General features: G+C 44.2%; 20 protein-coding genes and 1 tRNA gene. 16 read left to right on the plus strand and 5 right to left on the minus strand.

Annotation, left to right across the window (positions count from 1 at the left end; translation table 11 throughout):
- Nucleotides 1-8 precede the first annotated feature (8 nt).
- On the minus strand, nucleotides 9-1418 hold the full coding sequence (locus JHD44_RS13810; RefSeq protein ID WP_199463358.1) for an aspartate ammonia-lyase: 1410 nt from the start codon (nucleotides 1416-1418) through the stop codon (nucleotides 9-11).
- Between the two features lie 219 nt (nucleotides 1419-1637).
- Between JHD44_RS13810 and JHD44_RS13815 the strand changes: the two genes are divergently transcribed.
- The 5 genes from JHD44_RS13815 (at nucleotide 1638) to JHD44_RS13835 (ending at nucleotide 9846) form a co-directional block, all read left to right on the plus strand.
- Nucleotides 1638-2450, plus strand: coding sequence for a helix-turn-helix domain-containing protein (locus tag JHD44_RS13815; RefSeq protein WP_199463359.1), 813 nt, complete (start codon nucleotides 1638-1640; stop codon nucleotides 2448-2450).
- A 40-nt stretch (nucleotides 2451-2490) separates the two neighbouring features.
- The gene (locus JHD44_RS13820) at nucleotides 2491-3741 is read left to right on the plus strand and encodes an amidase family protein (RefSeq protein WP_199463360.1); all 1251 of its coding nucleotides are present in this window, start codon (nucleotides 2491-2493) and stop codon (nucleotides 3739-3741) included.
- 392 nt (nucleotides 3742-4133) lie between these two features.
- A complete protein-coding gene (locus JHD44_RS13825) occupies nucleotides 4134-5699 on the plus strand; it encodes a methyl-accepting chemotaxis protein (RefSeq protein ID WP_199463361.1) in 1566 nt (521 codons plus the stop codon).
- Between the two features lie 2 nt (nucleotides 5700-5701).
- Nucleotides 5702-7735 (plus strand): EAL domain-containing protein, encoded by a 2034-nt coding sequence (locus tag JHD44_RS13830; RefSeq protein ID WP_199463362.1) that lies wholly within the window; start codon nucleotides 5702-5704, stop codon nucleotides 7733-7735.
- 209 nt (nucleotides 7736-7944) lie between these two features.
- Nucleotides 7945-9846 carry a PhoX family protein gene (locus JHD44_RS13835; RefSeq protein WP_199463363.1) on the plus strand — a complete coding sequence of 634 codons (1902 nt, stop codon included), beginning with the start codon at nucleotides 7945-7947 and terminating at the stop codon, nucleotides 9844-9846.
- A 152-nt stretch (nucleotides 9847-9998) separates the two neighbouring features.
- On the opposite strand, the gene JHD44_RS13840 is transcribed toward JHD44_RS13835, so the two are convergent.
- Nucleotides 9999-10084, minus strand: a tRNA-Leu gene (locus tag JHD44_RS13840).
- Between the two features lie 222 nt (nucleotides 10085-10306).
- Between JHD44_RS13840 and queA the strand changes: the two genes are divergently transcribed.
- The 5 genes from queA (at nucleotide 10307) to secF (ending at nucleotide 15780) form a co-directional block, all read left to right on the plus strand.
- On the plus strand, nucleotides 10307-11368 hold the full coding sequence (gene queA, locus JHD44_RS13845) for a tRNA preQ1(34) S-adenosylmethionine ribosyltransferase-isomerase QueA (RefSeq protein ID WP_199463364.1): 1062 nt from the start codon (nucleotides 10307-10309) through the stop codon (nucleotides 11366-11368).
- Nucleotides 11369-11373: 5 nt separating this feature from the next.
- Entirely contained in the window at nucleotides 11374-12519 is a 1146-nt protein-coding gene (tgt, locus tag JHD44_RS13850) for a tRNA guanosine(34) transglycosylase Tgt (protein ID WP_418903734.1), read from the plus strand.
- A gap of 86 nt (nucleotides 12520-12605) precedes the next feature.
- Entirely contained in the window at nucleotides 12606-12932 is a 327-nt protein-coding gene (gene yajC / locus JHD44_RS13855) for a preprotein translocase subunit YajC (protein ID WP_199463365.1), read from the plus strand.
- A gap of 74 nt (nucleotides 12933-13006) precedes the next feature.
- Entirely contained in the window at nucleotides 13007-14860 is a 1854-nt protein-coding gene (gene secD / locus JHD44_RS13860; RefSeq protein ID WP_199463366.1) for a protein translocase subunit SecD, read from the plus strand.
- Between the two features lie 14 nt (nucleotides 14861-14874).
- Nucleotides 14875-15780, plus strand: a complete 906-nt coding sequence (gene secF, locus JHD44_RS13865) for a protein translocase subunit SecF (RefSeq protein ID WP_199463367.1) — start codon at nucleotides 14875-14877, stop codon at nucleotides 15778-15780.
- Nucleotides 15781-15853: 73 nt separating this feature from the next.
- On the opposite strand, the gene asd is transcribed toward secF, so the two are convergent.
- Both asd and JHD44_RS13875 read right to left on the minus strand, forming a co-directional pair.
- Nucleotides 15854-16711: an archaetidylserine decarboxylase gene (asd, locus tag JHD44_RS13870; protein ID WP_199463368.1), complete on the minus strand. Its 858-nt coding sequence runs from the start codon at nucleotides 16709-16711 to the stop codon at nucleotides 15854-15856.
- An 18-nt stretch (nucleotides 16712-16729) separates the two neighbouring features.
- Nucleotides 16730-18202: an HDOD domain-containing protein gene (locus tag JHD44_RS13875; protein ID WP_199463369.1), complete on the minus strand. Its 1473-nt coding sequence runs from the start codon at nucleotides 18200-18202 to the stop codon at nucleotides 16730-16732.
- 128 nt (nucleotides 18203-18330) lie between these two features.
- Between JHD44_RS13875 and motA the strand changes: the two genes are divergently transcribed.
- On the plus strand, nucleotides 18331-19185 hold the full coding sequence (gene motA, locus JHD44_RS13880; RefSeq protein ID WP_199463370.1) for a flagellar motor stator protein MotA: 855 nt from the start codon (nucleotides 18331-18333) through the stop codon (nucleotides 19183-19185).
- An 8-nt stretch (nucleotides 19186-19193) separates the two neighbouring features.
- A complete protein-coding gene (locus JHD44_RS13885) occupies nucleotides 19194-20096 on the plus strand; it encodes a flagellar motor protein MotB (RefSeq protein WP_199463371.1) in 903 nt (300 codons plus the stop codon).
- A gap of 20 nt (nucleotides 20097-20116) precedes the next feature.
- On the opposite strand, the gene rsgA is transcribed toward JHD44_RS13885, so the two are convergent.
- Nucleotides 20117-21151 (minus strand): small ribosomal subunit biogenesis GTPase RsgA, encoded by a 1035-nt coding sequence (gene rsgA / locus JHD44_RS13890; protein WP_199463372.1) that lies wholly within the window; start codon nucleotides 21149-21151, stop codon nucleotides 20117-20119.
- A gap of 74 nt (nucleotides 21152-21225) precedes the next feature.
- Here rsgA and orn point away from each other — a divergent pair, with 74 nt between their 5' ends.
- From orn to JHD44_RS13910, 4 genes are all read left to right on the plus strand, one after another.
- Nucleotides 21226-21774 (plus strand): oligoribonuclease, encoded by a 549-nt coding sequence (orn, locus tag JHD44_RS13895; RefSeq protein ID WP_199463373.1) that lies wholly within the window; start codon nucleotides 21226-21228, stop codon nucleotides 21772-21774.
- A 118-nt stretch (nucleotides 21775-21892) separates the two neighbouring features.
- The gene (locus tag JHD44_RS13900; protein WP_199463374.1) at nucleotides 21893-23371 is read left to right on the plus strand and encodes an NAD(P)H-hydrate dehydratase; all 1479 of its coding nucleotides are present in this window, start codon (nucleotides 21893-21895) and stop codon (nucleotides 23369-23371) included.
- A 42-nt stretch (nucleotides 23372-23413) separates the two neighbouring features.
- On the plus strand, nucleotides 23414-23881 hold the full coding sequence (gene tsaE, locus JHD44_RS13905) for a tRNA (adenosine(37)-N6)-threonylcarbamoyltransferase complex ATPase subunit type 1 TsaE (protein WP_199463375.1): 468 nt from the start codon (nucleotides 23414-23416) through the stop codon (nucleotides 23879-23881).
- 110 nt (nucleotides 23882-23991) lie between these two features.
- The gene (locus tag JHD44_RS13910; protein WP_199463376.1) at nucleotides 23992-25320 is read left to right on the plus strand and encodes an N-acetylmuramoyl-L-alanine amidase; all 1329 of its coding nucleotides are present in this window, start codon (nucleotides 23992-23994) and stop codon (nucleotides 25318-25320) included.
- Nucleotides 25321-25324 lie beyond the last annotated feature (4 nt).

Here is a 25324-nt window from a genome sequence, read left to right on the forward strand (position 1 = left end):
TTATCTCCTTATGATTCGCTCTTTGTTCGCATCGGAGCGATCATGTTTTCTGGCTTTAATAGCTCGTTCAACTCATCTTCTGTAAGCAAGTCTTCTTGCAGTATAAGAGACTTAACTGTCATGCCGCTCAGTAACGCTTGTCGAGCAATACGTGAGGAGTTTGAGTAGCCAATGTGTGGCACCAAAGCTGTAATGATGCCAATACTATTCTCGACATGTGCCAAACAAGCCTCCTGGTTAGCTTGAATGCCTCGGACACATTTGTGCTCTAACATATGGCAAGCTTGTTTTAGCATTTTTAGCGAGTTTAAAAGATTATAGATAATCATTGGCTCCATCGCGTTTAGCTGGAGCTGGCCAGCCTCGGCTGCAAGGGTAACAGCCAAGTCAGATGCCATGACCTGATATGCTGTTTGGTTCATAGCTTCAGGTATCACTGGATTGACTTTGCCCGGCATGATGGATGAGCCGGGTTGCATTTCTGGCAGCTTTATTTCACCGAAACCAGTTCGTGGGCCGCTAGAAAGTAGGCGTAAGTCATTGCTCATCTTACTCAATTTAATAGCTAAACGCTTCAAAATCCCAGAGAAGAATACAAATGCGCCCATATCTGATGTTGCTTCAACTAGATTTGATGCTGGCACAAGCGGCTTATGCGACAGGACAGCGAGCTTCTCTATGACCTTATTTGAATAGCCTTCTGGGGTATTAAGCCCAGTGCCAATCGCTGTTCCGCCTAAATTCACCTCACACAATAATAAGCAAGCTTCTTTTATTCGATCTAAATCTTCGCCAAGAGTGACAGCAAAAGCGTCGAATTCTTGACCAAGTGTCATTGGTACAGCATCTTGTAGCTGGGTGCGTCCCATTTTTAGGACATTAGCAAACTCTTTCCCTTTTTCCTCAAGAGCAGACTTTAATGATGCCAGAGTTGGAACAAAGTTATCCGCTGCAAATTGAATTCCTAAGCATGCTGCCGTAGGGTAGGCATCATTAGTTGACTGAGAGCGGTTTACATCATCGTTTGGGTGAAGGAATTGGTATTCACCAAGTCGATGACCTAATTTCGTTAGGGCGATATTCGCTATAACCTCGTTGGCATTCATATTAGTGGACGTCCCGGCACCACCTTGAATGACATCGACGATAAACTGTTCATGGTATTTACCATTGATTAGGTCTTGGCATGCGTAAACGATTGCATCAGCTTTGGGTTCACTTAAAAGGCCAAAGTCCTGATTTGTCCTAGCTGCGGCGGCTTTTACCATCGCAAGAGCTTTTAGTAACTCCGGAAAATGAGAAATCGGTACGCCAGTGATTGAAAAGTTTTGAGCAGCTCTTAGTGTCTGAATGCCATAATAGGCATCTTCAGGCACATCTAAAGTGCCTAATAGGTCGTATTCTGAACGGGTGCTCATAATGTCCTCTAAAACTAATTTGAACGTACGAAGGTATAAAGTGATTCGTGTTTGTGTTGCTGATTCACTGTATTGAATAGAAAAAACAAATGAAAAGGCAGTTTGTAAGCTGGTTATTTATGGCGTTATTTGGTGTTTTAGTAGCACCAAATAACGCTATTGTATTGGAAATGACCAGCCTACTGATGTTATAACTTGCTTACAAAAAAGGGGGGGGCTATGAACGAAAATTTTCCAGAGAACTTAAGGTTACTCTGTAGCTATTATAAATCCATTGCAGATGTTTGTCGGCGATTGTCTATTAATCGGCCGCAATTTAACCGTTATTTAAGCGGAACAACATTTCCATCTAATAGCACTTTAAGAAGAATCTGTGATTTCTTTGGTGTTGAAGAGCATGAAATTTTGTTACCACACACGCAGTTTAGACGCTTGCTGCAAGTAAGGCCAATTGCTGAACAAGAGCCTATTGCTGCTACACCAGAACAACAGTACTTCGAAAAGCTAAACAGCATCGGTCAGCACGGTGTTGATAAGTATATTGGTTACTATTTTGAATACTATTTGTCTATGGCTTATCCAGGTAAAGTATTACGAACGCTAGTATGTATGGAGCGACAGGGAAATAAAACCTATTACCAGCGCACTGAGCGTTTAAATCCACGACGATCTGGGAAACCATTTCATGGCATGTACAAAGGTGTGATGCAATTTCTAGGAGATCGGATATTCCTACACGACTACGAGACATTAACAAATTTAGAAATGACTCAAACGATCCTGTACCCTACGTTTAAAAATCGAGTAGATCGATTGACTGGGCTGCGGTTAGGTGTCTCAGGAAGTGGTGAGAGGATGCCTTGCTGTACTCGTGTGGTCTATGAATTTATTGGGAAAGAGATAAAGCGTAACAAAGTATTTCCTTTACTAGGGTTATATGATTTTGATGACGAACGTTTAGATGACGATATACGTGACTCAATTAAAAATGACATTGCCGTAGGTGAATGGCATTTCAGAGCGCGTTTTTGATCTGGTTCGTTTATTTTGAGTTATTCAGGAGTGATATCGAATGCAAGATAAGACAGTTTGGCAAACTCGTAATTTGGATGATCATTTATCTAGAGTTGCTTCTGATATTCTCAATCAAGCTGAGCATGTCTTTATCAATCCATTTATTGTTCCTAATTTTCTCAAGACGGGCAAGCTGTCCGGTGCTGTCGTTTCAGTTAAGGCGACGTTTGATGTTGCAGGCTATCCTACAACAATGGGCTCAAGGCTGCTGGGCGGGAGGGCGGCGTCCGTTGATGCTGAGGTTATCACAAGGTTAAAACATGAAGGCGCTAGCTTGATAGGCCATACGAATATGACTGAGCTGGCCTATTCTGGCGTGGGACTTAATCCGCATTATGGCACTCCCGAAAACCCTCTTCTTAAAAATCGCATTACAGGAGGCTCTACTAGTGGAGGAGCCGTTTCTGTTGCGAGTGGTCTAGCGGATATGGCGCTTGGGACCGATACCGGTGGCTCTTTACGTATTCCTGCCGCCTTCTGTGGGTTAGTTGGCTTTAAGCCAAGTCAGCAGAGTGTTTCGAGGGAAGGGTGTCTACCTTTATCAGAGTCCTTAGACAGTATTGGCGTTATGGCTAATAATGTTCACGACTGCGAATTGGTTTGGCGTATCCTCGGAAAGGCCTCTGAAAGTCCTAATTTTAGGCAAGCACCGTGTTTTAAAATAGCCAATAACTTTGGCTTAACCGATTTATCACCTGAGGTAGAAAAGGGCTTTAATGCCGTGCTTACACTTTTACAACAGCAGGGAATCTTGATTCAAAAAGAAGAGAACTCTTTGTTCGAAAACTATAAGCAACTTCCAGTATGGCAGTTTTCTGCGGTCGAAAGTCGTCGCTATTATCAGCAGAGTTTTGACTTAAACAGTGAGTTGCTCGATCCTAGGGTCCGACAGCGTATCGCCAGGGGCGAAAGTGTTTCAAATGAAGAGTTTGCAGGCTTAAAATCTGCTCGAAATGAACTTATTAAGGCGTTTGAGAAACATGAAAACAACAGTGTTTTCTTAATGCCAACCGTTGCTTGTACGGCACCAAAGTTAACTGACTTTGAGAGTGATGAAGACTTTAATCGCGTTAATTTGTTGTGCCTACGCAATACATCATTCGCTAATGTCATTGATGGTTGCAGTATCTCTTTGCCCTTTGTTTTTGAAGGTGAACAAATGGGTCTAATGTTAACGTCAAGAAACGGCTTTGATACAAATCTACTCGCAATTGCGAAACGCTTCGAGCAGCATTTAGCGCTACTGTGACTTTCCTCTCAACTGCTTTGAAGTCCTGCAAAAGTATTTTCAGAATCTATTAATATTTCTTGAGTTATATCTGGCTACTCCTGTCATTGCTTAAAATTTATAAGTCTGTCATTTAAAAGTAAAACTGCGCTCTTAGCTTTGTCTTATCGGTTAACTACAATGTGATGAAATGTATCTTTGTGCATTTAAGTGTGTCTAATTTGCCTTTTATTTGCACATATTCCTTTTAATAATCATATTTTTTTGTGTGGTAAAATGACATTTATCAGTTTTCTAGTGATAGGTGAGTTATTTTTGTAAAATTTTTTTTCTTTCATGTTCTCTAATATAGGTTTTCTTGGCATTATGCCCCCGAAAACCGGATGTTTATAAAATTTTCTAATGGATCAACAATGCGTCAGAACCTTCCCGTTACACAGCATGAGCAAAAGTTCCCTAGTCAAAATACTTTGCTCATTTCCACGACCGATTTAAAAGGTCGTATAGTTAGTTGTAATCAGGCGTTCATTAATATCAGTGGTTATTCTAAGCGTGAATTAATTGGTCAGCCGCATAATTTGGTTCGTCATCCAGATATGCCCGCTGCTGCTTTTGAGAATATGTGGCGCAATTTAAAATCTGGTAACGCCTGGATGGGGTTGGTCAAAAACCGCTGTAAAAACGGGGATTTTTATTGGGTTGATGCCTATGTCATGCCTATTTATGAAAATGATCAGGTGGTTGGTTATGAATCCGTTCGCTCGTGCCCTGCTCGAGAAGACATTAAACGGGCGGAAAAGGTTTACCAATCCATTAACAAGGGCAAGAGTGATGGCCAATTTTTAACGTGGCTTCGTTCTCCTGTTTTAGCAATAAGTGTTGCGGCGTTGCTTGTTGTGGCATTTAGTACTTTTTGGGGCGATATGCTTTCTGGGTTAATTGCGGCCCTGATGATGAGCCTCGGCTTTAGTGGATGGTTAGCCTATCGATTAAATGCATTACCAAAAATGATTTTAAATGCGATGGGCAATAACGCGTTTACAGATCCTTTGATTTCAACTACTTACTGTTCGGATAGTAAAGATATTGCGCGAGTTTTAACCGGCCTTAAATCCTTGAGAAGTCGGATGATTACTGTGTTAGCGCGAATAGAAGAAGCCAGTGTTGATGTTGAAGATGGAATGACTTCTTGTTATCAAAACTTAGCGAATGGACAAGAAAAGCTTGCTGATCAAAATAATCAAACTGACATGATCGCTACCGCCATGACGGAAATGTCTTCCACAACTGAGGAAATGTCTCGTCATGTAACCGAAACAGCTGATATTACTCAGTCCTGTGCAAGCTTAACTGAGAAAGCAGCTGGGCTCGGTAGCCAAGTAAAAGACTCAATAGCTGATTTGGGCAGGCAAGTCCAGGCAATTGAAGCGGCTATCGAAAGTGTTCAAGAGCAAACAAATCTTATTTCTACAGCGACTCAATCGATTGACCAGATTGCGGAGCAAACCAATTTACTGGCTCTCAACGCGGCCATTGAAGCGGCCCGTGCAGGAGAGCATGGACGCGGATTTGCGGTCGTTGCCGACGAAGTGCGTCATTTGGCCTCGAAAACACAAGCATTGACCCATGATATTGAGTCACAGGTTAGACTCCTACAGGATTCCGTAAAGCAAACTATGGTTCAAGCACAAGACAGTGGCAGAAGTTCTGAGGTAACTATTTCGCTTGTTGCCGAAGAAGAATCGTTGGTGCAAGACGCTACAAGTCAGATCTCTGATATTGCCGATCGAACTATGCAAATGTCGGCTGCAGCGGTTCAGCAGGCAAGTGTATTGGAAGAAACAAGTGGGCAAGTTATCCGTGTTGCTCAACTTGCTAGCGAGAACTCTGAATTAATGACGGTGTTGACTACCGCTGTTTCAGATGCCAAAAAAGCTTCAAATAATATGCATGAATTGGTTCAGCGCTTTAGGAAATAGTTATGTCAGAAGAGGGATCTTTATATCAAGCGCTAATTAATGCTGCGGCAGATGGCATTATTATGATCGACTGCAGGGGCAGAATAGAAACTTTTTCTCCTGCAGCAGAAGCGTTGTTTGGCTACAGTGCGGATGAAGTTATTGGGCAGAACGTTTCTATTCTGATGCCTAGTGATATGGCAAGTCAGCACGATGGTTATTTACAGAATCATGTGCGTACAGGGAATGAGGCCATCATCGGCAAAGGTCGTGAAGTGACAGGGCGTCGTAAAAATGGCGAATTGTTTGAGATGCATTTGTCCGTTGGCAAAGCGATGGGTAGGGATGGTCAACCGTCGTTCGTAGGTATATGTCACGATTTAACTGACTACAAAACCGCTTTATATCAACTTCAACGAGTGGATACTCGATATCAATCTGTTTTAGATAGCCAAGGGTTGCTGATTGTCCGCATGTCATTAAACGGTGATGTGTTGTTATCAAATCAGGCATTCGAAAACTTCCTGGCAGAGCTTCCAAAACGTGATCACTTTAAGTTTGTAGATTGCTTGCAAGGTAACGATATTGATACTTTTCAATCGCATTTAAGTTCTTTGCGAGAAGAAGGTAATACCGAGTTTAAGCTTATGCTAACCATGAAATCACTTGGCCAGTCGTCCTGTGAGGTAGAGTGGTGGATTAGGCGTGTCATGGACCCTGATGGTGTTCATATTCAGGCAGTAGGGATTGATGTGTCTGAAAAAGTATTGGCGTCGAATGAGGCGTATTTACTAAAACACTTTGATCCAGTGACTAAGCTGCCTAATGTAGATTTTTTGCGCAAAAAGTTTGCTGAGTCTGAAAGGTGTCATCCAGATCAGTCGTTTGTATTTGTTCAATTTGAGCTAGTGAGTTTTCAGCGCATGAGGAAGCTTGGAAGTGATTTAGAGGTTGATGAAAACCTTCGCTTTCTTGCGTCAACATTTAAGCAAGATCCAAGTGTAGAGGCGGTGAGTCGCATTGCCCAAGGACGCTTCTTGATTATATATAGGGCTCCTAGGCAACATGATGCAAAAGAGGTGGTATCTACGTATTTAAACTATTTGGAACAGCGAATTCAAGCTCAATCAATAGTAGCGCCAGAATGGCGGGCTGGTTGTGCGCCTCACTGGGAAGGAACCTCTTTTGATCATACTTTAGCGTGTTCTGAGATGGCGCTAAGTTATTCGCACCAAAAAAATCATGCCATTGTTTTTTATAGTTCTGAAATTCAAAAACTTTGTGAAAGAACAAAAATTTTACACAGGCGTTTGGTGAATGCTCTGGCATTTGGTCACATTAAAGTGTTCATGCAGCCGAAAATTAATCTTAAAACTCATACTATCTGTGGTTTTGAGGCTTTGATGCGCTGGAGTGATGATATTTTGGGATTCGTGTCGCCCTTTGAGATCATTCAAGTGGTACAAGAGCTCGGTTTAGAGGCTGAGTTAGATCGCTATATTATTACTAAAACTTTGAATGCTATTTCTGAACACAAAACATTATTTTCTACTGAAGCACCTGTATCAATAAACATTTCAGCAAAAAGCTTCATTCGAAGGGATGTTATTGAGCACTTGGTGTACGGTATTGCCGAGCGTGATCTTTGTTATCAAATGGTTGAAGTCGAAGTAACGGAAGATGCAGTATTGTCGATCGATGAAGTGGTCAAAACAAACGCTAAGCTATTGCAAGAGCATAAAATAAATATCTGCCTTGATGATTTTGGAACTGGCTATTCTGCATTGAGTTATCTTGGCAAGCTGCCTTTGGATAATCTAAAGATTGATCGTGCTTTCGTTAAAGAAATACACACAGAACGCGGTAAAGTCATGCTAGAAGCCATTGTTTCTATCGCAAAATCTCTTGATCTGACAGTTACTGCTGAGGGAGTGGAAGAATCAGATCAATGTGCCATGTTGGAAGAGATGGGCTGCGACTTTGCTCAAGGTTTCTTATTTTCAAAGGCGCTCCCAATGGAAGAGCTTAACTGCTTTTTGTCAGCTTGGGGCCATTAAACATTTATTACCCATCTACTTATGCGTATCTAAGTCGGTCATAAGTAGAGCTTTAATCTGTAAGCTTAATGAAATAATTTCGTTACGAAACAGTCACTAAATCATCACTTCATTGTCATTCTTTGTTGGCTTAATAACTGTCGAATTTATAAATAACTGCGCAGCCAGCGCGTATACAAATTAAAACGATAGTTATTGAGGGAATACCCATGTCAGTTAAGCAAGATCAAATGCTAGGTTTTGATGAGCATGATGAATTAGTACGTCCAGCTGCAGAAGTAGTGGAATTTGAAGAAACAGCCAAGGCTATGGTGTCACGTCGTGGCTTCTTGACTGGTGGTGCGGCAGTTGGTGCAACAGCATTCGTAATGGGCTCAACAACACTTGCGGCCGGTAATGCTTTGGCAGGCGAAGAAATGAAAATGTCCCGCCTTGCGTTTGAAATGGTAAAAGCGAATGCGCTAGACACTGTGACGGTACCTAAAGGTTACAACTGGCAAGTACTAGCGTCTTGGGGTGAGCCATTGTTCTCAAATGCCCCAGCTTTTGATCCAGCAACAGGCGGTACTGGTGCTTCTCAAGAAATGGCCTTCGGTGATCACAACGATGGTATGGCGTTGTTCACTCACAATGGTCGTCAAATTCTTTGTGTTAACAACGAGTACACAAATGCGACAACGCTTCATGCTAACCGTGCAGATGGTAAGCCGATCAATGCGGATGACGTGCGTAAAAACAAAGCAGCACATGGTGTGTCTGTGGTTGAAATCGCCCGTAAAGACGGCAAATGGGGCATTGTAAAAGATTCTGAGTTTAACCGTCGTATCACAGCGGATACTGAAATGGACATCACAGGTCCGGCACGCGGCCATGACCTAATGAAAACCAAAGCAGACCCTAAAGGCGTCGTTGCAAAAGGTACTTGGAATAACTGTGGTAATGGTCAAACCCCTTGGGGTACTTACCTAACGTGTGAAGAGAACTTCAATGGTTACTTCTCTTCAAGCAATAAAAACTTGGCGCTTACACCACAAATGAAGCGTTACGGCATTAGCCATGATGATCGTGGTTACAACTGGGCCTTAGCGGATGCGCGTTTTGATCTTTCTAAAGATCCACAAGAGCCAAACCGTTTTGGTTACATCGTCGAAATCGATCCACTGAATCCAACTGCACGCCCTAAAAAGCGTACAGCGCTAGGTCGTTTTAAGCACGAAAACGCGGAAGTTGAAGTGGCGGCAAACGGTCATGTTGTAGTGTATCTTGGTGATGACGAGCGTGGTGAATTCCTATACCGCTTCGTATCTAAAAACAAATACGTTGTCGGTGGTGACAACACAGATCTTCTAGAAGAAGGTACTCTGTATGTTGCGAAATTCAACGAAAACAACACGGGTCACTGGATTGCACTAACACCAGAAGCAACAGGCATGACAGCGCCAGAAATCGCTATCTACACTCGTGAAGCGGCGTCTAAAGTGGGTGCGACGACGATGGACCGTCCTGAGTGGGTGGCATCTAACCCGAACAAAGCGGAAGTTTACTGTGCGCTAACGAATAACAAAAACCGTGGTGTTAAACCAAATGCGGGCGGTGATGAAACCCCAGCAGTGGGTCCAAACCCACGCGTTAAAAACAACTACGGTCAGATCGTTCGTTGGCAGCCCGCTAACCAAGATCACACAGCTGAGAAATTCTCTTGGGATCTATTCGTCCTAGCAGGCAACCCAGCTGTTTACGATGACGCTTACGCTGGCTCTAAGAACGTCAACAAAGACAACATGTTTAACTCTCCAGATGGTCTGAAATTCGATAAGAAAGGTATGCTGTGGATTCAAACAGACGGTAACTACTCAAACGAAAAAGACTTTGCTGGTCAAGGTAACAACCAAATGTTGGTGGCTGATCCTGAAACAGGCGAAATCAAGCGTTTCCTAGTAGGGCCGAAAGAGTGTGAAATCACGGGTGCAGCGTGGAGTGCTGATCGTACGACAATGTTCGTTAGCATCCAGCATCCTGGCGAGAAGGGTGATTCAGTTTGGCCAAATGGTGGTGTGCCGCGCTCAAGCGTGATTGCGATCTCTCGTGATGACGGTGAAATGATTGGCTAATTAAGTTTCGTTATAAAGCTTAATTAAGCGGCGCCTTATGGGCGCCGTTTTTATTTAACAATCTGAAGGTTGAACTAAGTCGTGTTCATTTAGTTTAGTGCAACAAAAAAGCCCCGAGGTATACAACCTTGGGGCTTTTCGCATCTTAAAGATGGTACCAGTGGCCGGACTCGAACCGGCACGCTTTATAGGCAATGGATTTTGAATCCATCGTGTCTACCAATTCCACCACACTGGCTTTGAAAAAGGTGAGGCGTATTATGGTGATTTCTCTATACCTGTCAACGGTTTTGCAAAAATTATTTTGATTTGGGCGTAGTAAATGCTGTTTTGTTTAAAAGCTGAACAGTGTTTTCAGAAAACCAAGCAGTGAAATGGGAAATGCTCTTATATCGTACCCAATCGGTTAGAAATTCGCTAAAATGCCGCATCATTTTTCTTGGTGAATTAAATAGCTATTATGCGCGTTTCTGATTATCGCTTTGAGTTACCTGAAGAACTCATTGCACGCTACCCGATGCCCGAACGAACTGCGAGCCGTTTACTTAAGTTAGATGGCCCTTCGGGCGAGCTGACACACAACACTTTTAAAGACGTTCTTGATTTCGTTGAACCTGGGGATTTAATGGTGTTTAACAACACTCGAGTGATCCCAGCGCGTCTATACGGCCAGAAAGAATCTGGCGGTAAGTTAGAGCTATTGGTTGAGCGTTTGTTATCAGAGCATGAAATCTTGGCGCACGTGCGCTGTAGTAAGTCTCCTAAGGTCGGTAATCGACTTAAGTTAGGTACAGATCGTGGTGTCGCTCACGGTGCAGAAATGGTAGGTCGCGAGGACACACTGTTTCACCTACGCTTTGACGAGCCAGTGCTTGAAGTATTGGAAAAGGTGGGACATATGCCTTTACCACCTTATATCGAGCGTCCTGACGACGAGAGCGATCAAGAACGGTATCAGACGGTCTATAACAAGACTCCTGGAGCCGTGGCGGCACCGACTGCTGGTTTGCATTTTGATGATGAGTTGCTGGCGAAACTAAAAGACAAAGGTGTTGATACCGCTTTTGTCACCTTGCATGTTGGGGCGGGTACTTTTCAGCCAGTACGTGTTGATGACGTGAAAGACCACGTTATGCACTCTGAGTATGCAGAAGTATCTCAAGAAGTCGTTGATAAGGTTCGTGCGACCAAGGCAGCAGGCAAACGTGTTATCGCGGTAGGCACAACCAGTGTGCGCTCTCTGGAGTCGGCAAGTCAGTCGGGGCAGATCGAGCCGTTCGCGACCGATACTAGCATCTTTATATACCCAGGTTATGAATTCAAAACGGTTGATGTGCTGGTAACTAACTTTCATTTACCAGAGTCGACTCTCATTATGCTGATCAGTGCCTTTGCTGGTTATGACAGTGTGATGAATGCTTACCGTGTCGCGGTAGAAGAGAAGTACCGTTTCTTTAGTTACGGCGACGCCATGTTTATTACTCGAAACCCAAAGGCCGAAGGGCCAACTACTGAGGAATAATTCGAATGTCAGAAAAACGTCCAGAATGTTTCATGGACTTTGAGGTGTTAGCGACCTCAGGCAAAGCTCGCCGTGCGCGCTTGAGCTTTCCACGTGGTGATATTGAAACACCTGCTTTTATGCCGGTTGGCACCTACGGAACAGTAAAAAGTATGCTAACCAAAGATATTGAAGCCATTGGCGCTGATATCATTCTTGGTAACACATTCCATCTTTGGTTGCGCCCAGGTACGGATGTCATCAAGGCTCATGGGGATTTGCATGACTTTACCCAATGGCAGAAGCCGATCCTGACTGATTCAGGTGGTTTTCAGGTGTTTTCGCTAGGCGATATGCGAAAGATCACGGAAGAGGGTGTGAGTTTCCGCTCACCGGTTAATGGCGACAAGGTTTTCCTGAGCCCTGAAATCTCCATGCAGGTTCAGCGTGATTTGGGCTCTGACATTGTAATGATTTTTGATGAATGTACGCCGTATCCTGCAACCGAAGATGAAGCCGCGCGTTCTATGCGTATGAGTCTTCGTTGGGCGCAGCGTTCGAAAGATGCGCATGGTGACAGCCCATCCGCGCTATTTGGTATCATTCAAGGCAGTATGTATGAGCAGTTGCGTGACGAATCACTGGAGGGCTTAACCAATATTGGTTTTGATGGTTACGCAATCGGTGGCTTGTCTGTCGGCGAACCAAAAGAAGATATGGTTCGCATCCTAGATCATTTGGCTTATAAGATGCCTGAGGACAAACCTCGTTACCTAATGGGTGTAGGTAAGCCTGAAGACCTCGTTGAGGGTGTGCGTCGTGGTGTTGATATGTTCGACTGTGTTATGCCAACACGTAATGCTCGAAACGGTCATTTGTTTACATCAGAAGGCATTGTGCGCATCCGAAATGCTTTTCATCGACATGACACAAGCCCTTTAGATAAAGAATGTGATTGTTATACTTGTAAAAACTTTTCTCGGTCATATTTACATCATTTAGACAAATGCCAAGAAATGGTGGGAGCGCAATTAAACACCATACACAATTTACGTTATTACCAGAACTTAATGGCAGGATTGCGTAAAGCGCTCGATGAAGGTAGATTTGATGCCTTCGTAGATGAGTTTTACGCGAAACGTGGTATGGAGACTCCACCACTGAGTAAATAACTGTCGAAATAATAGCCAAACTAGCGCAACTATTTACATGAATAACATGCGCTTACCTTTTTTTTAACCATTGGAGAGTAAACACCATGATCGCTTTGATCTCACCAGCTTATGCTGAAGGTGCTGCACCAGCTGACGCAGGGATTTTTAACCTTGTTTTGTTAGTTGGTTTTGTTGTTATCTTTTATTTCTTAATGTGGCGTCCACAAGCTAAACGTACTAAAGAGCATCGTAACTTGCTTGCCTCTTTAGCAAAAGGCACAGAGGTGGTAACAAACGGTGGTGTTCTAGGAAAAGTAACGAAAGTTGATGATAACTACGTTGTGCTAGAAGTTGCCGACAACATTGAGATGAAATTCCAGAAATCTGCAGTTGGCGCAGTGTTGCCAAAAGGCACTCTGAAATCGATCTAATGTTATGAGAAAAGCGCCACTCGGCGCTTTTCTGCTTTCTTGGTCATTTTCCTTTCAAGCTCCAAGGACCTTACATGCTTAACAAGTACCCCTTGTGGAAGTATTTGCTTATTCTGCTAGTGATCGCGCTAGGTGTTGTTTATGCGCTACCTAATTTATATCCAGACGATCCAGCACTTCAGCTCTCCACTCAAAAATCCACTTCTGTGGTTGACCAGCGCACTTTAGCCACGGCAGAAAAAGCCCTACAAGACGCTGGCATTGATTTAAAAGAAGCCGAAATTACCAGTGCAGGTGGCACGCTTCGTTTTAATAATGGCGAAGACCAATTGGCCGCAAAACCAGTAATTGCTGCGGCATTGGGTGAGAATTACGTAGTTGCTCTGAACTTGGTTCCGACAACGCCTGAGTGGTTGTCTTCAATCGGAGCTGGCCCTGCAAAGCTGGGTCTAGATTTGCGTGGTGGTGTTCATTTTTTACTAGAAGTTGATACCCCTGCGGCGCTTAAGCAGCGTTTAGATGTGGCTGCAAGTGAAATGAAGAACAGCCTTCGTACTGAGCGTATTCGTTACCGCAGTGTTGAAGTAAGCGGTGGACAAATGTCGATTCGCTTCCTGCGTGAAGAAGATCAGCAGGCGGCGCTTGAGTTGTTGCAAGATGAATTTTCAGAGTATGTTTACTCGACTTCCTCTGAAGGAAATGACTATTTTGTAGAGGTTGGCTTTACTGAGGCGGCCAGTGCAGAGGTTGAGGCCTATGCATTACAGCAGAACTTAACAACTTTGCGTAACCGTGTGAACGAACTGGGTGTTGCCGAGCCTTTGGTTCAGCGCCAAGGTAGCAATCGTATTGTAGTTGAGCTTCCTGGTGTCCAAGATACGGCCGCAGCCAAGCGTATTATCGGTGCTACGGCCAACCTAGAGTTTCGTCTTGAGGCTGGTTTAGATGCCAACGCATCAGATATTGACACACTGACATTCCGCGATGGTAGTGGTCGCACAGCACGTCTTGAGCGTGATGTGATCATTACTGGTGATAGTGTTGCTGATGCGAATTCATCGTTTGATGAAAACGGTCGCCCGCAAGTAAACATCAGTCTTGACGGCAAAGGTGGTTCGCAAATGGCGCGTGTGACGCGTTCTGCAGTCGGCCGTAACATGGCAGTTGTGTTTATTGAGCATAAAAGTCGTAGCCGCTTTGTCGAAGGTGAAGATGGCAAACTTACAGAAGTTCGTCGTAGCTACAGTGAGAAGAGCATCATTTCTTTAGCAACAATCCAAACGACACTGGGTAACTCATTTCGCATCACGGGGCTGGATAGTCCACGAGAGTCATCTGAGCTTGCTCTTTTGCTTCGTGCCGGTGCGTTGGCAGCGCCCATTTACTTTGTTGAAGAGCGTACCATTGGTCCAAGCCTAGGTGCTGAAAATATCCGTTTGGGTGTGTTGTCTGCGCAAATTGGTTTGCTTGTAGTGATGGCATTTATGCTGGTTTACTACAAAGTATTTGGTATCTTCGCCAATATTTCTTTGGCTCTAAACATTGTATTGCTGATGGCGTGTATGTCATTGCTTTCTGCAACGCTAACATTACCAGGCATTGCTGGTATCGTTTTGACCATGGGTATGGCTGTGGACGCTAACGTGTTGATATTCTCCCGCATACGGGAAGAGCTCAAAGCGGGCTTGCCAAGTCAGCAGGCGATACATTCGGGCTTTAACCGTGCATTCACCACAATTTTGGATGCAAACATCACAACATTGTTGGTGGCGGTGATTCTATTCGCAGTGGGTACAGGTCCTGTTAAAGGCTTCGCTGTAACACTTTCTCTTGGTATTTTGACGTCAATGTTTACAGCGATTGTTGTAACACGTGCCCAAATTAACTTGGTGTACGGTGGACGTAAAGATAAGCGCTTATTTATCTAGGAGACAGCGATACGATGAATATTCCATTTATGGCAATGCGTAAAGTCGTCGCGATGTTTTCGATTGCGATGGTGCTGGTGTCCCTAGGTTCGATAGCGGTAAAAGGCTTGAAATTCGGTCTAGACTTCACTGGTGGTAGTTTAATCGAGGTGCAGTATACGGAAGCACCAGCGCTTGATGATGTTCGAACGCTATTGGCGGAAGGTAATTATCAGGATGTGACGGTGCAGAACTTTGGTTCGCCCGTCGATGTTGTGGTGCGTATGGGTAATGCATACACCCCAACTTTGGGTGATGAAGTGTTAAGCACTCTTCGCGATAACGGTAATGTGAAAGTGGAGCTGATGCGCTCTGAATACGTTGGTGGTCAGGTAGGCGAAGAACTGCGTGAACAGGGTGGTTTGGGCATGCTATTGGCGCTTGCGATCGTCATGGTTTACGTTGCAGTGCGCTTCCAGTTCAAGTTCTCTGTAGCATCCGTTGTGGCGCTTGCACACGACGTAATCATTACGCTAGGTATCTTCTCGCTGTTTGAGCTTGAGTTTGATTTAACCGTATTGGCAGCTATCTTGGCGGTAATCGGTTACTCCTTGAACGATACCATCGTAGTGTGTGACCGTATTCGTGAAAACTTCCGTATCATGCGTGATACCACGCCATACGATTTGATCAATGAGTCGATCAATCAGACGCTAGACCGAACTATCATCACCTCTATGACAACCTTGTTTGTTCTGGTAGTGCTGTTCTTCTTCGGTGGAGAGAGTATCCATAACTTCTCTCTAGCATTGTTGATTGGTATTTTGATTGGTACTTATTCTTCTGTGTTTGTGGCGGCAAACTTGCTGCTAGCGCAGAACATCACTAGAGAAGATCTAGTGCCTACGCCAAAAGAAGAGATAGAAGACGAAATGCCATAGCAATTTCATTATTCTGTATATAAATAAGCCCGCATTCGCGGGCTTATTTTATTTAGTCAGGTTTAAGCGGTTATTATACTGTCACTTTACCGAAGCTCATGCCCATACGTGTTTCAACTTCAGCAGCTAATTGACTTTCCCATTCGATTGCATCTTTTCCAAACAGTACGATTGCTGTTGAGCCTAATTTAAATCGCCCCATTTCTTCTCCTTTCTTCAGTTCGATGCTGGCAAGCTTCTCGTAGTCCCAAGTCTGAACTTGCTTGCTAAAAGGCGTGACTTGACCAGTCCAGACCGTTTCAATGCTGGCTACGATCATGGCGCCGACTAAGATGACTGCCATTGGGCCTGCTGCGGTTTCAAAAAGGCACACGGTTCGCTCGTTTCGGGCAAATACATTTGGAATTTGCTCCGCCGTCACTTTATTCACAGAAAACAATTTGCCCGGCACGTGGATAGTTTTAATTAATTTACCATCAAGTGGCATATGAACTCGGTGGTAATCACGGGGCGATAAGTACACTGTTGCGAATTTACCTCCAAGGAATTGGTTGGATAATTCTGCATCGCCGCCTAATAATTCTGTAAGACTGTAGCTATGGCCTTTGGCTTGGTAAATCGTGCCGTATTCAATGTTTCCTAGTTGGCTAATGGCACCATCGGCTGGGCAGGCAATTGTCTTATCGCCTTCAGTAATAGGGCGCAGCTCTGGTTTAATTGCACGAGTAAAGAAATCATTGAAATTTCGATAGCTTCTAGGGTCTTCATTGATTGCTTCACTCATATTGACGTTGTATTTTTTGACAAATTGCTCAATAAAAGTGTTTTTAACAGATGTGTTTGTGCACTCTGCAATGCGCCCAACAAAACGAGACAATGTTTTTTGTGGGACTATATGCTGAATAAAAGCAAAAACTTGATCTTTATTCACGGTTATTCCTAGCGTTGATTATATGTCTGCAAGTTTGATGACTTTTTTAAAGGTGTCAAACTGCTCTCGATTAAGTTGAGCTTGTCCAATAAGCCAGTAGATATAGGTATTTTCTTCGTCCACTGGTGAGGACGCTAAAAACAAATGTTGATTGGCTTCAAATAAATTCTCAGTTCCAGGTGGCATGTCTTTGATCATGTTCATGAGTTTCTGGTGATCAAAGTGCACGGCAACACGCTTACTGGTCAGCTTGGCGATTACTGAGGATGGTGTGCTCCAGCGGATGCTTTTTAGTTTATCTGTCTCTAAGCCAAATTGTAGGATCGGTTTGAGCTTATCATCCCTTTTGTTGTGATGCAGTATGAGGACTTTGTTACTCGAACCTTTAAAAAGGGTAAGCAATGCTTTTAGAGCAAGGGTTGTACGTTGCTTGCTATCAGTAACCCCTTTTAATTTTGTCTGTAATTGACTTAGTGGATTACTTGTCTTTTTAGTCGTAGTACTTGTAGATGTAGTGCGAGTATACAAGATTGGAGAGAGAAGTTGCGCGGCTAGACTGGCTTTTCCTGATGGCTTTTCTTCTCTAGCGGCTTCGGTCGTCGCAAAGTGGGTGATTTGTATGGCATCACCAAGTCGAATATGTAATATAGCTGCAATAACTCGAAAGAAAAATGGCAGATTTTTACTGCCCCAACCGACAATATTGGCCTCATGAGACACTCTGGTCGCACAGTAGGCTAGGGTAAGAGGTCCATTCATTAATATAGTGATTCGTTTATCTTCAGCAAAGCCTGGAAGCTGCTCAGGGGTGTGCGTGAGTCGCGCTATACTTTGTAGCTCTTCAGCGGTAGGTACTTGATCTGTTAGAAATGAATCAATGATAACAGTAGGTGCTTTCCAGTGCTTAAATAGAGCAACGGTTAACTCGTCGATCCGGCAACCTAGAATTGCTACTTCAGCTCTATTGCTGCTTTCCCCACGACGAACTCTTTGAGTGATTTGAGACATCTCTGCAAATGAATGAAACCATAACAGCCAGCGGATCGCATCTCGAAAAAAAGTGATCCAGTAAACGTCCTCTACATGGCTTATTTTCTTCTCAATAGCCCATCGCCTAGCAATTGAGGCAGCTTCATAACTGATTTGAACTTCTCTTAAAAACGCAGCATGGGCATCATGGTTCTTATTGATGTTTACGGGCTCAAGTGTGTCGAATACTTTGCCAATTCCGGACATTCCAATCATTGAAGCGGCATGGATGGGGCTTTTTATGTCATTACGTTTGTACTCAACGATAGTGTTTGCTTGGTTAAGAATTGCGAAAGCAAGAAGCGGCTCTGATGCAATGTTTTTTTGCATGCGATCAAGTGTTTCGTCAGGCGTTTTAACTTGTTTCTTGAGTTTAGCAATGCTGTCAGAGCCAACTGGAAACTTCCTGTCTTGCAGATAGAGTAGCCATTCGTTAAGGCCAAAGGGTGACTTATTCTTCATAGCTCGTTACATTTAAGGCTCAAGGCATTGTTAAATAATCTTTTTAACATCATATTAATTGCTTAGATGTTTCCATCATACTGTATATTGTCTAGCGAGCATACACTGTCAAAAACTAGGATGAAATTATGTTTGTAATTGCTGGAGTGCTGATTGTAATCATTAGTGTTGTGTCAGGCTATCTAGCGTCACATGGAGAGATGCTTGCGTTATGGCAGCCATTTGAAGTTTTAATTATATGTGGGGCAGCCTTAGGTGCTTTCCTCATTGCAAATCCAGCTAACTTACAAAAGAAGACGTTTAAGCTATTGCCCCAAGTTTTATTAGGGAGTCGCCATGGTAGTGCCTTCTATGAGCAGCTATTAACGTGTGTGTACAGCTTATTTCAAAGGAGTCGACAAGAGGGCTTTTTATCAATTGAGCAAGATGTTGAATCACCATTTGATAGTGAATTATTTCTTCGGTTTCCTGATGTCGTTCGTGATCACGAATTGGTGCAGTTTTTTACTGATAATTATCGAGTGTTTACGATTACGGGGCTCCCATCACACGAATTAGAAGCCATGATGGATGCAGAGCTAGAGCTTATATCGGAAGAACTAGTTGCTCCAGGGCATGCTGTTAATAGGGTGGCTGAAGCGCTTCCAGGGTTTGGTATTGTGGCAGCAGTGTTAGGTATCGTCATTACAATGGGGTCAATCGGTGGGCCGATGGATGAGATCGGGGCCCATGTGGCGGCCGCCTTGGTAGGAACATTTCTTGGCGTCTTCTTTGCCTATGGTTTTGTGGGGCCTTTCTCTGCTCACCTTGAACGCTTGGGAGAGCAAGAGCTTCAAGCTTACTTATGCGTAAAGGCTTGTTTAACCGCTATGGCTTCAGGTCATCCGCCAACGATTTCAGTCGAAGCGGGTCGTAAAATGCTACCTCCGCATTTACGACCTAGTTTTGTAGAGCTTTCCGAGCTTGTGAAACAATTCCGCTAGGTGCTCATATGAATCAATATGAACCTGTAATTCGTCGAGTAAAGAAAGTTAAAAAAGGCGGTCATCATGGTGGCGCATGGAAGATTGCCTTAGCGGACTTTGCTTTGGCTATGATGGCTTTTTTTCTGGTGCTCTGGATTATAAATGTGGCATCGCCTGAAGAGCTTGCGGCGATAGAAGGTTACTTTAATGACCCAGTTGGAGTATCGACTTCAGGTTATGGGACAAAGCCAATCGACTTGGGTGGAAGCCCAGCAAAAAGTACCGAAAGAAAACTTGATTTAGATTTGCCTGAGCCCGGTAGTACGCCAGAGGCATCTGATGAGCAGATGTTACGTTCGGGCAATGATGGCGACAAGTTAGAGAAAATGAATGCTATGTTAGTTGAGCAGTTCAAGAGCTTAGATCGTGTCAACTCTAACGAGCATAATATGAAAATCGAGATAACGCCTGAAGGTGTTCGTATCACTCTTATTGATGACCCTGATAAACCAATGTTTGAACGGGGGAGTTCTCAATTAGTTCCGGATATGGAGAATACTCTTCTCTCGATGGCTGCCATTTTTAAACAGATTCAAAATCCAATTGTTATCACGGGGCACACTGATTCATCGACGTATATTGGTAGTGGCTTTCAAGACAATTGGGATTTATCAAGTGAGCGTGCAAACGCTGCAAAACGAGTATTGTTAGAGGGCGGTTTGGAACACAGACGTATTGCTCAAGTCATTGGTCTTGCTGATACCGTACCTTATAATCGGGTGGATCCTCAAAGTGATGAAAATAGAAGGATTTCTATAACATTGATGACAGACGAGGCCTATAAACGTTTATTGACAAGTGCTCGGCTTAGGTATGGTGGTCAGCAAGTAGAACTGGATTCAAGTATGACCCCAGAAACAGTTTTCTAGGGCCATAATTAAGAAGGCTGTTAAAATGCGTCATTATCACGAATAGATTGACGGATACGCAAATAACTTTCAAATCGATGGGGTGTGATCTCGCCCTTTTCTAATGCATCGCGAATGGCGCAACCGGGTTCTTGTTCATGAGAGCAGTCACGAAACTTGCAGTAGCCCAAGTGAGGGCGGAACTCAGTAAAGCCTTCAAGTAGCTCATCTTCACTGATGTGCCATAGACCGAATTCACGTATCCCAGGGGAGTCAATTAAGTCACCGCCAGAAGGCATGTGAAACAAACGAGCTGTTGTGGTGGTATGCGTGCCTTTCTTGCGCTTCTGTGACAGCTCGCCCACGCTAATTTCAATGTCAGGCAATAACGTTCCGATCAGTGAGGATTTGCCTACTCCAGACTGCCCAACGAAGACGCTAATGCGATCTTGCAAAAAACCGTAAAGCTGGCTCATGCCTTCCGCGTCTTTGGTTGATGTGCGTATAACACGATAGCCAAGATCCACGTATGTGCTGAGAAGGTTCTCAAGCTCTTCTTTGTTGGATTCGTCAATCAAATCACACTTATTCAAAAGAATGACAGGCGGAATGTCGACCGTTTCTGCTGCGACAAGGTAACGGTCAATCAGATTGGCATGTGGCACAGGTTCGGCGGCGATTACTACCACAATAAAGTCGATGTTCGCTGCAACAGGTTTTAAGCGACCGTGCATGTCTGGACGCTGTAGCAAGGTGTCACGATCTGCGCGAGCGACTACGACGCCACCTTCATGTTGCTTGGGGCGCCAAACAACCTTATCACCAGTGACCAATTGGCCAAGATTTGCGCGCATATTGCAACGAGTGCTGATGCCTAGATGTGGTTCTTGTGTGCCTTCGACTTCTACTTGGGTACCAAAGTGAGAAATGATGATGCCCTCGGTTTCAGGGCCAAGATCCGATGATTGCAATGTCTCTTCTGCGCGATCAGCGCGCTTTTGAGTGCGCTCCATACGTTCTTTTTGAATACGCTCAATGCGCCAGGCTTGTTGTTTGGTCAGCTTTCGTTTTGACATTCGTATTTGTAGGTCGTTAATTTAAACGCATAGAGTATAATGGACGGCAATTAAAATACAGGATTGAGTGCGATATGAGTTACAGCGAAGACAACCTAATCTGGATTGATTTAGAAATGACCGGATTAGAGCCTGAAACAGACACGATAATTGAGATTGCGACCATCGTAACGGATAAGGATCTGAATGTTTTAGGTCGAGGCCCTAACTTGGCCGTTCATCAAGACAAAGTTGTAATGGATGCCATGGATGAATGGTGTACTACTCATCATGGTCAGTCAGGTTTAACTGAACGGGTGCTTAACTCTGATATTTCGATGACTGAGGCTGAAGCGCAGACCATTGCGTTTTTGGAGCAGTTTGTGCCCCCTGGAAAATCGCCCATTTGCGGTAATAGCGTCGGTCAAGACCGTCGTTTCTTATACCGCTACATGCCAAAACTTGAAGCGTATTTCCATTACCGTTACATTGATGTGAGTACGATCAAAGAGCTGGCAAAACGCTGGAAGCCAGAAGCGTTAGATGGATTTGAGAAAAAGGGCGCACATTTGGCTCTTGATGACATTATCGAGTCAATTGAAGAGCTGAAACACTACCGCAAGACTATGTTTGGACTTGGTTAAGAGGTGAAAAAAAGGGTGTTGCTGTGTTCGTGTCGATACCCTTGTTTTTCAGTTATGCTTGTTTCTACTGCATTGTCATAATGTGGGCAATTTTTTACTGCAATAGGAGACAGCAGTGATGGCATCTATACTTCCTCTTCGTTTTCTAACTCCGCTTTTCGATATCCCTAGTATCCGCTCCATTGAGCAGGCAAGCTTTGCTCATGAGGGAGATAGTTTTCCGATGATGCAGCGGGCCGGTCTGGCTTTGTATCAGCACATCATCCGTCGTCATCCTTCTCTGACTCGTATCGCTGTAGTGGTTGGCGGCGGTAACAATGGAGGCGACGGTTGGATTGTTGCCCAGCTTGCAGCGCAAGATGGTATCAATGTCCGAGTATATGATGTTGCCAGCTCACCACGAAAAGGTGACGCTGCTAAAGCTGAAAGCTTGGCTGTCGCCCAAGAAAACATTCATTTGTGTGCTATCGAGGAGCTTGCAGAAGAATCAGCAGCCGTCATCGTCGATGCTTTGCTAGGGATAGGTTTTCGAGCGCCTTTGTCGGATGTCTTTAAGTGTGCTATCACGATGATCAATGAACTGTCGGCTAAACATGCATGGGTGGTTAGCGTGGATTGTCCCAGTGGTCTGGACCTTCAATCTGGTCAGGCTGAGTTGGCGGTTTGTGCTGATCTAGTGGTCACTTTTATTGGAGATAAGGTGGGGCACTATTTACAGCAAGGGCCCATGCATTGTCATGAAATTGTCACAGAAAACTTGCAAGCTGTTGACTTGTCAGAACAACACCAAGCATACTTTCTTGATCCCGCCGCACTTGCTCTCAATTCCCCTTGTAAACGTCAATTGAACTCTCATAAGGGAACTTATGGGCACGTCACGGTCATAGGTGGGGATTTTGGGTACGGTGGTGCTGCAATTATGGCTAGTGAAGCGGCGGCCAAAAGTGGCGCTGGAACCGTTTCTGTCTATACCCAAGCAAGACATCTAACGGCCTCTTTGGTGCGTAATCCTAATGTGATGGCGCTTGCGTCAGGTGATGCGCTGATTGAAGATACTCTCCGAGGTCTTGACTCCGTTATGGTGATAGGCCCTGGTTTAGGTAAAAGTAACTGGTCTAAGTCGCTTTGGAGTCAATGTTCACAGTTACCTCATGCAAAAGTGATTGATGCTGACGGTTTGTTTTGGCTGAGACAAAAGCCCATTGCTGGTCAAGCAATAGTGTTGACACCGCATCCAGGTGAGGCGGCGGCTCTATTGGATAAGGCCATTACAGATGTCTTGCATGATTTACCAAAAGCAGCTCGAAGTATTGCCAATCAATATCAGGCAATCGTGATCCTGAAAGGTACTACAAGTATTGTGGCATCCCACGAAGGTCAAATGGTTATTGTTGGGAAACCTTGTCCTGGGTTGGCTAAAGGTGGTTCTGGTGATGTCTTAAGTGGCATGGTGGGGGCGTGTCTTGCTTACTATCCCGATGCATTTGAAGCCGCAGTGATTGCAGCGGCTTGGCATAATGATGCAGCGTTTAAATGCGGACAAGATATTGGAATGGTGGCGATGCAGCCATACCAGCTATTAGATTATTTGGAATAAAAATCGCACACAGGTGTGTGTAGAAAAGTGAGTAAATAGAATATGTTAGAAAAAGAGATTTTTGGCGAAGAAGCAATGGAGCTGTTCGGTGAGAAGCTGGCGGCATCACTCAAAAGTGGTGGAGTGGTGTATTTAGATGGCAATTTAGGTATGGGGAAAACAACATTGGTGCGAGGGATGCTTAGAGGGTTGGGTTATAGCGGCCCAGTCAAAAGCCCCACTTACACCATCGTTGAGCCATATGAGCTGGCTGGTATCGAGGCATTTCACTTTGACTTATACCGCATCAGTGATGCCGAAGAGTTAGAGTACATGGGAATTCGTGATTACTTTAAAGAAGGGGCGCTATGTCTGATCGAGTGGGCCGAAATGGGGGAGGGGGTGTTGCCAAAACCTGATCTGGTTGTCCATTTAAACTTAGTGCGTCACGGTCGTTCTATATCGATTGAACCGAAAACTGACTACGGTGTCGAAGCGGTTAACGAGATAACGCAAAGGCTTGCAAGTTAATTGTAAAAAGGAGGTCAATTGTGCCTCCTTTTTTAATTCCAGTTGCTGTCTATTTGAGATCATTCTCAGCAAGCGTTATAGTGTGTCCATACACTTGCTAGATGTCTGATATGTATAAAAAAATCTTTTCCATGAATTGGCTATTGCCAGTACTTCTGCTGACAATGAGTGCTTTTTTGCAGGCCGCTCAGGTCAAAGATATCCGAGTCGGGCAGCAGCCTGGTTCAACACGTCTAGTTTTTGAACTGGATCAATCTACTGGCCATAGGATGTTTCCTTTAAGTAACCCAGATAGAATTGTTTTGGATGTTAGTGACTCTAGTATCACTGAGGAAGTTGTCAGCAGTCTTAAAGCGTTGTCTTCAGATGTCTTAATGCGTGTTCGATATGCGAAGCGCGAAAATGGCATGCGTTTTGTCTTGGATCTGAATCAGAAGGTCAAGGCAAAAAGTACAGAGTTAAGTGCTTCTGGTGAATATGGCCCGCGAATATTAGTTGAGCTTGAACATGGTAATCAAAATAACCAAGCCAAAGTAGTTAAAAGCCTAGCTTCAATCTCAGATGAAAAGCGAGATATCGTAGTAGTGATTGATCCAGGGCATGGTGGTAAAGACCCTGGTGCTCTTGGGCAATACAAAGTGCGAGAAAAGGATGTAGTGCTTTCGATAGGCAAAGAGCTGGCTAAACGCCTTAACGCTACACCAGGCATTAAAGCAGTTATGACTCGTTCAACGGATGTGTTTTTGCAATTGAGAGACCGATCAAGGGTCGCGCGAGAAGCTAATGCGGATTTAATGATTTCTATTCACGCCGATGCCTTTACCAAAGCTTCGGCAAGAGGCGCTTCAGTATGGGCGCTTTCACTAAGTGGTAAAACTTCAGAGATGGGGCGCTGGTTGGCGCAGCAAGAGCAGGCTGCGGACCTTGTTGGAGGCATTTCCCTAGATGATAAAGACCAGCTTTTAGCGGAAGTGTTACTTGATATGTCTATGAACTCTACTATTCAAATGAGTTTAGATATTGGTGATCAAGTATTGGGGCAAATGCGTGGCGTGGCAAAACTCCACAAAGATAGTGTTCAGCAAGCAGGTTTTGTGGTGCTGAAGTCGCCAGATATTCCCTCTATCTTGATTGAAACAGGGTTTGTCTCCAATAAAACAGAAGCTAAAAACTTATCTAGTGCTACTTATCGACGCAAATTAGCCGCTTCGATTGCGAAAGGGGTTGAGAGCTTTTTTAACTCAAACCCACCTGATGGCACTTATATAGCGTGGCGCAAGCAGCAAAAGGGTGGCTATACCTATACTGTCTCAAAAGGTGATACCTTGTCTGAAATTGCGCGTAAAAATGGTGTGTCGCTTGACTCGCTGCGCTCAGCGAATACTCTCCGCAATGATGTTATCTGGGTTGGCCAGAAACTTTCGATCCCTGCTGGTTAATCAG

It is taken from the genome of Marinomonas ostreistagni, assembly GCF_016461785.1.
GTDB lineage: Bacteria > Pseudomonadota > Gammaproteobacteria > Pseudomonadales > Marinomonadaceae > Marinomonas > Marinomonas ostreistagni_A.

What these genes read in the sequence shown, in the direction of transcription:
- queA (WP_199463364.1), top strand. Translation starts at nt 10,307, where the DNA reads ATGCGCGTTTCTGATTATCGCTTTGAGTTACCTGAAGAACTCATTGCA.
- JHD44_RS13835 (WP_199463363.1), top strand. Translation starts at nt 7,945, where the DNA reads ATGTCAGTTAAGCAAGATCAAATGCTAGGTTTTGATGAGCATGATGAA.
- rsgA (WP_199463372.1), bottom strand. Translation starts at nt 21,151, where the DNA reads ATGTCAAAACGAAAGCTGACCAAACAACAAGCCTGGCGCATTGAGCGT.
- JHD44_RS13810 (WP_199463358.1), bottom strand. Translation starts at nt 1,418, where the DNA reads ATGAGCACCCGTTCAGAATACGACCTATTAGGCACTTTAGATGTGCCT.
- JHD44_RS13820 (WP_199463360.1), top strand. Translation starts at nt 2,491, where the DNA reads ATGCAAGATAAGACAGTTTGGCAAACTCGTAATTTGGATGATCATTTA.
- JHD44_RS13830 (WP_199463362.1), top strand. Translation starts at nt 5,702, where the DNA reads ATGTCAGAAGAGGGATCTTTATATCAAGCGCTAATTAATGCTGCGGCA.
- JHD44_RS13815 (WP_199463359.1), top strand. Translation starts at nt 1,638, where the DNA reads ATGAACGAAAATTTTCCAGAGAACTTAAGGTTACTCTGTAGCTATTAT.
- JHD44_RS13900 (WP_199463374.1), top strand. Translation starts at nt 21,893, where the DNA reads ATGGCATCTATACTTCCTCTTCGTTTTCTAACTCCGCTTTTCGATATC.
- tsaE (WP_199463375.1), top strand. Translation starts at nt 23,414, where the DNA reads ATGTTAGAAAAAGAGATTTTTGGCGAAGAAGCAATGGAGCTGTTCGGT.
- JHD44_RS13875 (WP_199463369.1), bottom strand. Translation starts at nt 18,202, where the DNA reads ATGAAGAATAAGTCACCCTTTGGCCTTAACGAATGGCTACTCTATCTG.
- JHD44_RS13825 (WP_199463361.1), top strand. Translation starts at nt 4,134, where the DNA reads ATGCGTCAGAACCTTCCCGTTACACAGCATGAGCAAAAGTTCCCTAGT.
- secF (WP_199463367.1), top strand. Translation starts at nt 14,875, where the DNA reads ATGAATATTCCATTTATGGCAATGCGTAAAGTCGTCGCGATGTTTTCG.
- JHD44_RS13885 (WP_199463371.1), top strand. Translation starts at nt 19,194, where the DNA reads ATGAATCAATATGAACCTGTAATTCGTCGAGTAAAGAAAGTTAAAAAA.
- yajC (WP_199463365.1), top strand. Translation starts at nt 12,606, where the DNA reads ATGATCGCTTTGATCTCACCAGCTTATGCTGAAGGTGCTGCACCAGCT.
- motA (WP_199463370.1), top strand. Translation starts at nt 18,331, where the DNA reads ATGTTTGTAATTGCTGGAGTGCTGATTGTAATCATTAGTGTTGTGTCA.
- orn (WP_199463373.1), top strand. Translation starts at nt 21,226, where the DNA reads ATGAGTTACAGCGAAGACAACCTAATCTGGATTGATTTAGAAATGACC.
- secD (WP_199463366.1), top strand. Translation starts at nt 13,007, where the DNA reads ATGCTTAACAAGTACCCCTTGTGGAAGTATTTGCTTATTCTGCTAGTG.
- tgt (WP_418903734.1), top strand. Translation starts at nt 11,374, where the DNA reads ATGTCAGAAAAACGTCCAGAATGTTTCATGGACTTTGAGGTGTTAGCG.
- JHD44_RS13910 (WP_199463376.1), top strand. Translation starts at nt 23,992, where the DNA reads ATGTATAAAAAAATCTTTTCCATGAATTGGCTATTGCCAGTACTTCTG.